This is a genomic window from Pseudoalteromonas sp. PAST1 (assembly GCF_021532515.1).
GTDB classification, from domain to species: Bacteria; Pseudomonadota; Gammaproteobacteria; order Enterobacterales; family Alteromonadaceae; genus Pseudoalteromonas; species Pseudoalteromonas simplex.
Map to the genome: position 1 here is coordinate 32,963 of NZ_JAKGBH010000017.1, position 11,686 is coordinate 44,648.

Below are 11,686 nucleotides of genomic sequence, written 5' to 3' on the forward strand. Positions count from 1 at the left end.
GATTAAACGGGTGCCTGCATTGCTAAATTAAAACGAAACTCACTGCCTTTTCCCAAGGTACTGCTGACGTTTATTTCACTATCCATTAGGGTGAGCAATTGCTTGCAAATAGCCAGTCCTAAGCCTGTTGAGCCTCGTTTTATGCTATTACGGGCCTGATAATGAGGTTCAAAAATAGCATTGAGTTCATCCTCATGAATACCAACCCCAGTATCAGATACTGCCACGTATAACTGATCACTTTGTTGGCTAACCTTGACGGCAATTTCACCGCCACTTGGGGTGTGTCGAATAGCATTCTCAATTAAGTTTGTTAGTACCCGCTCTAATTTTGCAATGTCTGCCGTCACGGTAAAGTCGCAAATTTCTGGGATAACCCTGAGTGAAATTCCTGCGGATTGTGCAGTGAGTGCAAGCTTTGCCACGCAATCATAAATCAACTCGCCTAAATTAAAGGTCTCTGATTGAATTTTTACTTGGCCGCACTCTAAATTAGCAAGTTCAAAAATTTGTTCGATCAGATGTTTTAATTGCTGGCAGTTATCCATTGCAAGGTTGAGGTAATGACGTTGCTCAGGTTCGTTTAAGTGGCTATCCGGTTTATTGATCACCTCAAGAAAGCCGTGCAGTGAAGATAGCGGCGTACGTAAATCATGTGATAAATGCGTAAGTAACTCACGGCGTTGTTTATCGGCTTGCTGTAATGACTGAAACTGCTCATCAATACGTGCGAGCATGGCATTGACGCCTTTGCTTAAATTGCCAATTTCATCATCAGCAGTGTAGCTAGAGTCCAATGACATTTTGGTTAGGCTGTAGTTAGCCGCTTCTATTTTATTAAGCTCTTTATTGAGTTTTTTTAACGGTAAGGTGAAAAAACGAAATAACAGCAACATCGCAATAAATAGCGCAACTAAGGCGGCTATAAACCACATTGCGGCAAGCCAAAGGTTATCATTGGCTTTAATGTTTTTAAGGGTTGTATCGTAAGCTTGCCCGCCAATTATCACGTACAAATAACCTTGCAGTTGTTGCTGATTATAAACTGGTGCGGTCGAAAAAATTTTTACGCCATCCTTGCTACGCGGGTCGTCACCATAAATTGGCGTGGCAGTGGGGTTGTCGAGTAGCTGCTGTATTGGGCTTAAGTTTATTTGTTGCCTTACGACTTGCCCCGGTTTGGCTGAATAAGTCAGTAAATGACCTTCTGGGTCTACAAAATAAAACTCAAAAGCTGGACCAAGTATCATCAGCGTGTGAAATAAGTTTTCTAGTGCCTTATAGTCATACACACCTTGCTGGATCAGTGGGTTATCATGCACTAAATGTTCGGCTAATTGAAGGTGCAAGTTTTGCTGAGCATGGTGTACAGAGCTTTGCTCTAGCTGCTTACTCCAATTTAAAACCAGTGCACACAACAGGCTAAAAATAAGCACCAATGACCAAGCCAATTTTTGATAAAGCGTCATTGATTTCATTAGTTTACACTCAATTGGCTAGGGTTTAATTTATAGCCTACGCCCCAGACTGTTTCGATAAAGGTTGTAGGGTGATGCTGCTCAAATTTACTGCGTAAACGGTTTATATGGGAATTAACCGTATGCTCGTAGCCGCTGTGTTGGTAACCCCACACTTGGTCTAGTAACTGTTGGCGGCTAAAAACATGGTTTGGGTGTTTAGCAAAATAGACTAGTAAATCGAATTCGGTGGCGGTTAAGTTAATTGCTTGGTCAGCTAAAAATGCTTGGTGGCTGGCAAATTCAATATGGAGTTCACCAAGTTGAATGACTGCTTGAGCGCTATCTTCATGATGTGATTGGGCTGCCATAAGTTGTGACCTATGCCGTAATTGTGTTTTTATTCGTGCTTGTAACTCTCTGGCGAAGAACGGCTTGCAAATGTAATCATCAGCGCCCATTTCCAGGCCAATCACTCTGTCCATATCGCTACTGAGTGCAGTTAGTAAAATAACGGCAATACTTGGGTAGTGCTCTTTAATTTTGCGGCATAAGCTCAAGCCATCCATTTGTGGTAGATTGATATCGAGTAGCACCAAGCCGTAACTTGAGCTGGCAAGCTTCTTTATTGCAGCTTCAGCGCTCGAGGCTTCATCAATATGTAGGTTTAGGCAGTGTAATTGTGTGCTGATAAGTTGGCGTATTGCTCTATCATCTTCGACGATTAATAATTTTTCTTGGCGCATTGCTCACTCCAAATCACAGAGGCACATCCTTATGACCTCGGTGTAAGGAGTGCGATTATTATTGCGTCCGCGTTATGGTGAACCGAGCAACCGGGTTATCAAACTTATGCTGACTGGTGAGCACTGAGTTTGTCAGGCCATCATTTTGGCTGATCACACCTGGGTGCATTGCAACACGGTCAATATCGTCGCGCATTTCGTTGTAACCTTCGCCAGAATCAGCAGGGCCGGGGATTGTCCCAGCTGCTTCAGAGTTAGCTTCGGTGCCTGCATCATAGGCAAAACTAGTACGTGACAGTGACTCATTTACCGCTAACGAAGACACGTCTATAGCATTCAGACCGGTAAACGCGTCATTTGTATTCACCAACATGGTCGCTAAGCTGATTTTTAATGAATCAAGCTGCTCCGTGCTCAACATTAAAGTGACTTGCTCACCAGGAAGAAGTGGGCTTTCAGCTGAGCTTGAATTCATATTAAAATCAGCCGCTAATAATTCACTGTTATCTCCTCCTTCAGCCATTAATTCGAGGGCAGCTGAGGCTGGTTCGCCTATTTGCCAAAGCATACCCTCAGTGTGAGCAATGGCTGCAATCGGTGATAAAGGTTGGGCATTGGTTAAGTTTGTAACATGTACAGTAAATTCATAGCTCATAGCGGGCGTTACAGGATCTGTTACTTCCACCTCGTTATTATCTGAGTCCCCACAGGCCGCAAGGCCGGCACTTAATGCGAGGATAATTAAGCTTTTTGAAAAGCGCATAATAACCTCCTATTTAACCGTAACTGTTAGCATCGCAACTGGGTTTAACCATCTGTGTACCGTGTTATCAAGGTCACTCATACCTGCTTCTAAATCGTCGTCACCTAAATTACCCGGATGAATATGCACCATCATATTCGTTTCGCTACTAGTGACGCCACTGCCATTCATACCCGCATTGCCGCCCGGTGCAGCTGGAATACCTGGCGTGCCCGGCATGCCTGAACCCTCAACAACAAGCTCATCATTAGCTTCGGTGCCTGCATCATAGGCATTGAGATAAACAGTGTAGGTACCAGCTTCTGTTGGGATCATCCAACTATCTAAACCCACAAAGCCATCATTGGTAGGCAGCAGCATGGCTGTGAGCGATAAGTAATTATTGCCATCGCTGGTAGATAAGCTCGCCATCGTTGAGCTTGCTGGCGCCAATAGGCCTTCAGCTGGGTTGGCAACCATGTCACTGTTTGTAGCTGTGGCTTCACTCATTAATGGCTCGAGATTACCACCCTCAGCCATTGTCTGTAGTGCTGTAGAAGCAGGCATAGCAACGCTAAAGAGTTTACTGTCACTGTTGTGAGCCGTAATGAGAATAGGGGTGAAGTGTAAACCTTGCGTGAGGTTAGTCAGTTTTATATCAAGCTCAGCTGCTTGGCTTGTAAGGCTAGTTACTGCGCATGCAGCGAACAAAGTTAAAGGTAAAGCTTTCATGTGAGATTCCTGTTTTTGATGATTCAAAATCAGTATCGAATAGCAATATCCAAAAACCTTCACGAAGTTATCACATTTTTATCACAGCATTGATTACAGCCTTTTTTGCTGGTTGAGAGTTTTAAATTTAATCAATTTAGCTAGGGTAAAATGCTATTAAGGTTTATAGTAAAGAGACAAATAGACCCATAACAAGGAATTTAAAATGGATGATAATCAAAAAGTTGAAATAATTGTGGCAGATAAAGACCAGCGCACTTGGGCAATGTTTTGTCACTTAAGTGCCTTAGCTGGTTTACTTTTTCCGTTTGGCTCAGTGATTGGGCCTTTGATTGTTTGGCTTGTAAAAAAAGAAGAAATGCCGCTCGTTGCTGAGCATGGTCGCAAGTCATTAAACTTTCAATTAACCATGATGATTGCTTACATTGTCTGCTTTATGCTGATGTTTGTTGTCGTTGGTGTCATTCTGCTGCCATTGGTTGCGCTATTCTCATTGATTATGGTGGTCGTATCGGCGATTAAAGCCAACGATGGTAAAGAAGTTAAATATCCAATGGCGATAGAATTTATAAAGTAAACTAATTGCCATATACTAAAAGCTCAGCCATTTGCTGAGCTTTTTTATGTGATGTTTATGGCCTACTTATCGTTATTTTTCAGCGCATTTATTGCAGCTACCCTATTACCTAGCTCTTCAGAATTAGTGATGACCGCTATGATAGCCAGTGGTGACTATTTAATTTGGCTATTATGGTTAAGTGCAACCGTGGGCAATGTGCTTGGGAGCTGTGTTAATTATTGGCTGGGCACGCAAGTCATGCGATTTAAAGACCGTAAATGGTTTCCCGTTTCACAAAAGTCGATAGACAAAGCCGAACAGCAATTTAATAAGTACGGTATTTACAGTTTGCTGTTTGCTTGGCTGCCTATTGTCGGCGACCCGTTAACGGTAGTTGGCGGAATTTTTAGGGTTCAGTTTTCAATCTTTTTGTTACTCGTGACCCTAGGCAAAGGCGCACGTTATTTAGCTGTGCTTGCCTTTGCAGTAGGGCTTGATAAATTCTTATTCTAGCTTTTTTGCCAATCAAGAGTCAGTGATACTGAATCTGCAAAGCGCAGCGCGTGCGGTTTATCAACGCGCACTTTGGCATAGTGAACACTTTGATGCTGGTGGCAAATTGCTAAAATCTCAGCAACCAATTTTTCTAACAGCAAAAAGTGGCCTTCCTCTACAAGGCTGATCACTTCTTTGGTGATAGTCTTGTAGTTTAGCGCTTTATCAACCGCATCAGTTTCACAGGCTTGATCTGCAGGGTAGTGGATTTCTAAGTTAATCACTACATCTTGTTTTTTCTCACGTTCCTCAGGATTAAAACCAATAAAGGTTCGTAGCCTGAGGTTAGTGACATTAATAATTGCGTTGGCCATCATTACCCTCTAACTAGTTGTAAAAACTCGTTACGGGTTTTTGGATCGGCTCTGAAGTTACCTAACATAACTGATGTACGCATGCTTGAATTTTGTTTTTCAACGCCGCGCATCATCATACACATGTGTTTTGCTTCAACGATTACGCCAACACCTTTCGCACCAGTTACTTCTTCAACCGCTTTAGCAATTTGATGAGTTAATTGTTCTTGAATTTGAAAACGACGCGCATACATATCAACAATTCGCGCAAACTTAGATAAACCAAGTACTTTGCCATTAGGAATATAAGCAATATGACAGCGGCCAACAAACGGTAATAAGTGATGTTCACACATAGAGTAAAGCTCAATGTCTTGGATTAATACCATATCATCGGCGTCTGAAGTGAATACCGCATTGTTGGTGATCTCGTCTAACGTTTGACGATAACCTTTAGTCAGGTACTCCATTGCTTTTGCAGCGCGCTTTGGTGTGTCGAGTAATCCTTCACGAGCAGGATCTTCACCTACTGCGGTAATTATTTGTTGGTAACTGTTTTTTAAATCATCGTGCATAGCTTTCTCAGTAATTCGTTATTTTAAATGTCTGCCACCATCAACAGGCATAGAACGACCTGTAATGTAGTGACTGCTTAGTAATAGTTCTACGCTGTTAATAATCTCGGCGCAGCCGGGCTCAATGCCCATTAGCGATTTCTTTAATGTTTTAGCTTTGTATTCGTCGCTATCGTGTTCGTTAAAAATAATTAACGAAGGGGCGATAGCATTCACTTTAATGTCTGGTGCAAATTTAGCGGCAAACGACTTGGTTAAATTATCAAGCGCCGCTTTGCTTGCTGCATAAGCAAGGTGCTTAGGACTGCCTTTTTCAACAACATAGTCAGTTAAATGAATAATATCTGCGGCTTGGCCACTGTTTTGTTGATAATGCAGTAACAAGTCAGAGGCTGCTAAATTAATTAAATAGGGCGCTTTGGCATGAATACGCATCATGTTATCAAATAGGTCAGCGTAATCGTGATTATTTGCTTCGCAATCCCAGCTAGATGCATTATGAATAATTGCCTTGAGCTGGTTGGTATGCGCTTTTAATTCTTCAATAAAGTGCCCGATAGCTTGGTCACTATTAAAATCTGCATGGATACAAATAGCGCCTTTGCCTGCAAGCACATCAATTGCTGCATGGCGGGTACGATAAGTGACTATGATTTCTTGCCCTTTCGATAATAAGTGCTCGGCCAGAGCGAGTCCAATACGTTGGCCTGCGCCGGTAATTAAGATGGGCGATGACATAAGCTAATATAAAACCTTAGATTTTTGATTTGAAATATAATGTATTTACTGTAACAACTATAAACCAAATTACAGAACTATTTCATCTTTACTGCAATCATGTTGCTAACTTTTACGTCAGGCATGATGCTCCAGATCATTTTGTGAAGCTGATAATCAGTGATTGAAGGTTCTGAATATTGCTAAGGGGGGCGGGAGGAGTAGAAAAGGGCAATTATTATTGCCCTCGCAATGTTTAAACTACCCTTAAAGCTCGTCGTAAACGGTTGGGATTGCTTGGCGTTTATGTTGAGTACGTAAGTAAATTGCTGTTAGCTTTTCTTCGACTTCATTGCTGACGTCTTTACCTTCTAAGAAATCATCAATTTGATCGTAAGTGAGGCCTAGCGCTTCTTCGTCAGTCAGACCTGGGCGATCACACTCTAAATCGGCCGTTGGGGCTTTATTTACCAGTACTGCTGGTGCTCCCAAATGCTCAGCAAGTGCACGAACTTGACGCTTTGATAAACCAAATAACGGCGCTAAATCACATGCACCGTCACCAAACTTGGTGTAAAAACCCGTGATGTTTTCAGCACTGTGATCGGTACCAACCACTAAGCCTTGGCAGAAACCAGCAATTTCATACTGCGCAACCATGCGCTGGCGTGCCTTCACATTGCCTTTGATAAAGTCAATTTTAGCTTGCTCTGGTAATTCAGCACCACCACCAACAACCGCGGCCATTGCTTGTTCATGCATGCCATCGACAGCCGCTTTAATGTTAACCGTCATACGCTTGCTTGGCTTAATAAAATCAACAGCCATTTGTGCTTCATCTTCATCTGCTTGAACACCATAAGGTAAGCGAACTGCAATAAATTGATATTTGTTGGTGTTGAGTTCTTGGTTTAATTCATCAACCGCTAATTGGCATAAGCGGCCACAGGTTGATGAGTCAACACCGCCACTGATCCCTAATACAAGTGAGCGAGAGTGCGCAGCAGTAAGTCGGCTTTTAAGAAAGTTAACGCGACGGGTAATTTCCGCTTTTACATCAATAGTTGGTTGGACTTTCATTTCCGCCAGAATGTCGGCACGCATGGTAGAGCTCCTATTTTTCGTTGTGGTTGTCAGCGTTTTTTACATTATGTTATGGGCGCGGTTTTTATTAAAGACCTAAATGCGCTTTTATTTCGTTGACTTGCTGCTTAAGATCTTCGATTTCGCTCAGTAATTGTTGCACTTCACTGTTGTTATCCTGCATCGGCTCACTAGCAGCCATATCCTCAGTGATGCTGTCTGGGTCAACAAATAAGTGCATATAGCGGCTCTCTCGTTTGCCTGGCTCTCGTGCTAAGCGTGCAACATGTTCTTGCTCAATGAGTGTATTTAATGCGGCTTCAACTTCATTGACATTGCTAAACTCAGCTAGTCGGTTGCTGCGCGTTCTTAGCTCTCCCGGTGTTTGTGGGCCGCGTAGCAGCAGTAAACAAATAATGGCGCGTTGCTGCTCAGTAAATTGCAAACTGCCAAATTCGGTATTACAAAAGCGGTGAGCATATTTATTAACCCGCCCTGACAACCCTTCATCAAGAGTTACTAAGCGTGATGCAACAAGCTCATCTAGGGTATCTTGTACTTGCGCCTCAGTGAGAGACAGTACCGGTTCACGGTTAGATTTTTGATTACATGCATTAGTGAGGGAGTTTAAAGATAACGGATAATGTTCGGGTGTTGTACTTTGCTTTTCGAGTAAACAGCCAATAACGCGTTGTTGTATCGATGATAATTGCATGATTTTATTTCTCTTTAATGTGCTGCACTTAGCCAAATTGCTAATTTTTTATTTAATGAGTCAAAGTTAAGGGGTTTTGTTAAATAATCATCCATGCCAGCATCTAAACAGCGTTCTTTGTCACCCTGCATTGCATTGGCAGTTAGTGCAACAATATTGACTTTCTGATGTGCTTCGCCAGCTTTTCCTAATCTTATTGCCTTTGTTGCTTGATAGCCGTCCATTTCTGGCATTTGGCAGTCCATTAGCACTAGTTCGTAAGGGGCATTCTCATTATTTGCTAGTTTTGTTATTGCCTCAAGACCATTTTCAGCAATGTCAAAACTAATACCTGCTTGTTTGAGTAAGGCGCCAGCAACCACTTGGTTAACTTTATTATCTTCGACTAATAAGACGCGAGATGATGTACTCGAAGCTGGCATGGAAATTTTAGCGATGCTTTGTTCTTTATTTACTTGTTGTTGTTCAATGTACTTTTCGTTAGCCAAAGAGTTAAATAAGTCTGAAGGGGTTAAAGGTTTAAATATAATACTTTGCGCTTCTAAAGTTTGTTTAGATTGCTCTTCAGTTAGGCTCATAGGTGCCATTAAAATACATTTACATGCATTGTTATTATAATATTTTTGGAACGCTCGTTGCTCTGATTGTTCTGCTTGCATATAAAGTTGGTAATCTATAAAAACTGCATCGCAAGGTGGCTCTTGAGAGTGGGCCGCACGGTTAATTAAGCTTGGCATATTGCCAATAACTTCAACTTTTGCTCCCCATAATTGCAATTGTTTTTTAGTAATGCTGCTACTGAGCTTGCAGTTGTCAGCAATTAAAATGCGTTTTTTATCAATTAAGTGACTTGGCTCATGCAGTTGCTTTTGGTAGTCAAATTTTACTTTAATTGAGAAATTGAACGTGCTGCCTTCTCCATAAGAACTGACAACATTTACATCGCCGCCCATTAGAGTACAAAGCTGTTTAACAATGGCAAGACCAAGGCCTGTGCCGCCATATTGCCGGGTAGTTGAAGCATCAGCTTGAGTAAAAGAATCAAAAAGAGTTGCTTGTTTTTCTGGTTTTATGCCTAAGCCATTATCAACAACAGAGCAATTCAGATATAACTCGTTATCAGCAGTTTCAAGTTTGGCTATCACGACTATCTCACCGTCTTTTGTGAATTTAACTGCATTACCTATTAGGTTATTGATGATTTGCCTAATACGATTTGGGTCGCTTATGATAAATTCACGTTTGATATGAGTTGCATCTAGTAACAGTTTGGTATTGTTTTGCTCTGCTTTTATAGCAAATGATTCAATGGTGTCGCCTAGAAGTTTAGATATATTAAAACTCACGTTTTCGATATCGAGCTTACCAGCTTCAATTTTTGAAAAGTCTAAAATATCATTGATAATATGCAGTAATGACTCTGCTGATGACTGTGCCAATTCAAGATGATGGCTTTGTTGTTTATCTAATTTTGTTTGTTTAATGATATTAAGCATGCCAATAACCCCATTCATCGGGGTGCGGATTTCATGGCTCATACTTGCTAAAAATTCACCTTTTATTTTTACTGCTTGTTCTGCTGCATTTTTCGCTTGAACTAGCTGATGTTCAGTTTCTATACGTTGTTGGCTTGCATGTAAGCTACCAATAAGTGCCGCAACTGCAATTAAAAAGCTTTCCTCGTTTTTACTCCAATGTCGTCTTGATGCGCTGTTCTCTGCGCACACCACTCCCATACTTTTACTCCCAGTCGGAATGATTGCAGTAAGCATGGAGCGAATATCAGCGCGATCAAAATAATTGCTAGCTAACTCCTTGGTAAACGGGTGGTGATATGCATCACTCGCATTTATAACGGCGTTATTGTTAATGGCATCAAAATAGTTAGGGTGTTCTATTTGCTGTAACGACACTGCCCGACTAAAACGCGATTGATTTTGATCATGACTAGCAAACGAGTTAAGCGTTTGTCGGTCTTCGCTAAATAACCAAATGCTTGCTCGATCAACCTCTAGTGCTTGGCATATCGCTTTTACAATTACATGCTTAGATAAGTTTAAATTACCCGTTAAGACGGCTTCGTGAACAGTTAATGAGGCAAGTATTTCGTTGTGCAAGGCAATTTTATTGTTTTCAAGCTCAACACGTTTGCGAGCATCTATGTTTTGTAATGATCCAAATAGTTTGATGCAGCGGCCATTCTTATATTCAGATTCGCCATGCGCTAAAACCCAGATAGCTTCGCCTGATACTGTGATTATTTGCACTTGAGTTTCAAAGCTTTCACCTTCTTTTATCGCTTTTTCGATTAAGTGACGAATTTTGTCACGGCTGTAACCGGGTTTAAAATAGTCGAGATTGGTTGGCCATTGTGGTTGTTTATTGAGTGGCAACTTAAAGATTTGTTTAGTCATATCTGACCAATAAACAGCTTTGGTCTCGAGATTAAATGACCACGCACCTACTTTTGCTAGGCTACTCATTGTTTCGAGCATTCGCTCGCTTTTGTATTGGCGCTCGAGCATTTTTAAAAAGAACACACAAGCACCCGCAAATAATATACATACGATAATTATGGCGATACGTAACGGCCAAATGGCTGATTTTGGTGGATGCCAACCTGCTTTCGGAACAGCATACATACGCCAATTCCCGCCAGGGAAATTAATGCCAAAATTAAGTGGTGTGTCATTTAAAATAGCGCTATTTCCGTAGAAAAATTCCCCCTCAGCACCTGACCCGTTTCGACCCTGTAACGCTATGTCGTAGTGCTTATTTAAAGCTAGAAGCCCCGAATTGTTATAAACTTTATCAATATCGAGTACGACAGAAAGTAATCCCCAAAAGTGCTGTTCTGGTGGTGTAAAAATAGGCATGCGAGCTATTAAGGCTTGACCGCCTTGTACTAGTTCTAAGGGGCCTGCCATGACAATTTTGTTTTCATCGCGCGCCTTAATTGCATCGTCTCGCTGCGCGGCGTTTTCTAGAAAATTGAGACCAATTGATTTCTCATTTCCTTTTAGTGGGTAAGTCATCTGAATGATCATGTTTGGTGCAGCGCCGATATTTCTTAATTCTGAAGAGGTTTCGAATAATGGCGTGGCAATTTGAGAAAAGCGGCTTTGATTTAAATTTGGCTCAGCAGCAACTGCGACGGCAAGGCCGCGAACAAGTTGAATATTAGAGATTAGAGTCGCCTCTAACTTTGCACGGTAAGCGCTAACTCGCGCAATCTCCTGAGCACGGAATGCATCTTTTTCTCGGCTATAGTTTAATTGATCGATGATTAAGCCAATTACAATAACTAGCGCAAGTGAAAACCAAAAGGCTAACTTTAGTTTTTGCAGTTTTTTATTATCGGTTTCAGTTGCTAATGGCATGAGAAAGATTGATTTCTAAACTATTTCCCTACTATAGACAATTTCTGAGGCAATTAACAATCATCAGCTAATCAAGAAAACTAAATTTAAATATTTGGATAGCAACACTATTTTTTCACAAAACTCAGG

Annotated in this window: 12 protein-coding genes; 2 read left to right on the top strand and 10 right to left on the bottom strand. The window is 41.5% G+C overall.

Annotation, left to right across the window (positions count from 1 at the left end):
* Positions 1-2: 2 nt before the first annotated feature.
* From L1272_RS10255 to L1272_RS10270, 4 genes are read right to left on the bottom strand one after another with little or no spacing between them, the layout of a single operon-like run.
* Positions 3-1,478, bottom strand: a complete 1,476-nt coding sequence (locus L1272_RS10255) for a sensor histidine kinase (RefSeq protein ID WP_199529871.1) — start codon at positions 1,476-1,478, stop codon at positions 3-5.
* Positions 1,478-2,203 (bottom strand): response regulator transcription factor, encoded by a 726-nt coding sequence (locus tag L1272_RS10260; RefSeq protein ID WP_138618792.1) that lies wholly within the window; start codon positions 2,201-2,203, stop codon positions 1,478-1,480. The genes L1272_RS10255 and L1272_RS10260 overlap by 1 nt, the downstream gene beginning before the upstream one ends.
* A gap of 58 nt (positions 2,204-2,261) precedes the next feature.
* Positions 2,262-2,966: a spondin domain-containing protein gene (locus tag L1272_RS10265; RefSeq protein WP_199529872.1), complete on the bottom strand. Its 705-nt coding sequence runs from the start codon at positions 2,964-2,966 to the stop codon at positions 2,262-2,264.
* Between the two features lie 9 nt (positions 2,967-2,975).
* Entirely contained in the window at positions 2,976-3,677 is a 702-nt protein-coding gene (locus L1272_RS10270) for a spondin domain-containing protein (protein ID WP_235373314.1), read from the bottom strand.
* Between the two features lie 205 nt (positions 3,678-3,882).
* On the opposite strand from L1272_RS10270, the gene L1272_RS10275 reads away from it, so the two are divergent.
* Entirely contained in the window at positions 3,883-4,254 is a 372-nt protein-coding gene (locus tag L1272_RS10275; RefSeq protein ID WP_054554635.1) for a DUF4870 domain-containing protein, read from the top strand.
* A gap of 57 nt (positions 4,255-4,311) precedes the next feature.
* The gene (locus tag L1272_RS10280; protein WP_166341417.1) at positions 4,312-4,749 is read left to right on the top strand and encodes a YqaA family protein; all 438 of its coding nucleotides are present in this window, start codon (positions 4,312-4,314) and stop codon (positions 4,747-4,749) included.
* On the opposite strand, the gene folX is transcribed toward L1272_RS10280, so the two are convergent.
* The 6 genes from folX to L1272_RS10310 form a co-directional block, all read right to left on the bottom strand.
* A complete protein-coding gene (gene folX, locus L1272_RS10285; protein WP_054554637.1) occupies positions 4,746-5,105 on the bottom strand; it encodes a dihydroneopterin triphosphate 2'-epimerase in 360 nt (119 codons plus the stop codon). The two genes, L1272_RS10280 and folX, sit on opposite strands and share 4 nt — an antisense overlap.
* A gap of 2 nt (positions 5,106-5,107) precedes the next feature.
* Entirely contained in the window at positions 5,108-5,662 is a 555-nt protein-coding gene (gene folE / locus L1272_RS10290; RefSeq protein ID WP_054554638.1) for a GTP cyclohydrolase I FolE, read from the bottom strand.
* Between the two features lie 18 nt (positions 5,663-5,680).
* Positions 5,681-6,400, bottom strand: coding sequence for a dihydromonapterin reductase (gene folM, locus L1272_RS10295; protein ID WP_199529874.1), 720 nt, complete (start codon positions 6,398-6,400; stop codon positions 5,681-5,683).
* A gap of 246 nt (positions 6,401-6,646) precedes the next feature.
* Positions 6,647-7,483 carry an ammonia-dependent NAD(+) synthetase gene (gene nadE, locus L1272_RS10300; RefSeq protein ID WP_054554640.1) on the bottom strand — a complete coding sequence of 279 codons (837 nt, stop codon included), beginning with the start codon at positions 7,481-7,483 and terminating at the stop codon, positions 6,647-6,649.
* A 67-nt stretch (positions 7,484-7,550) separates the two neighbouring features.
* Entirely contained in the window at positions 7,551-8,177 is a 627-nt protein-coding gene (locus L1272_RS10305) for a YceH family protein (RefSeq protein ID WP_235373316.1), read from the bottom strand.
* Between the two features lie 14 nt (positions 8,178-8,191).
* A complete protein-coding gene (locus L1272_RS10310) occupies positions 8,192-11,557 on the bottom strand; it encodes an ATP-binding protein (protein WP_235373317.1) in 3,366 nt (1,121 codons plus the stop codon).
* Positions 11,558-11,686: the final 129 nt, after the last annotated feature.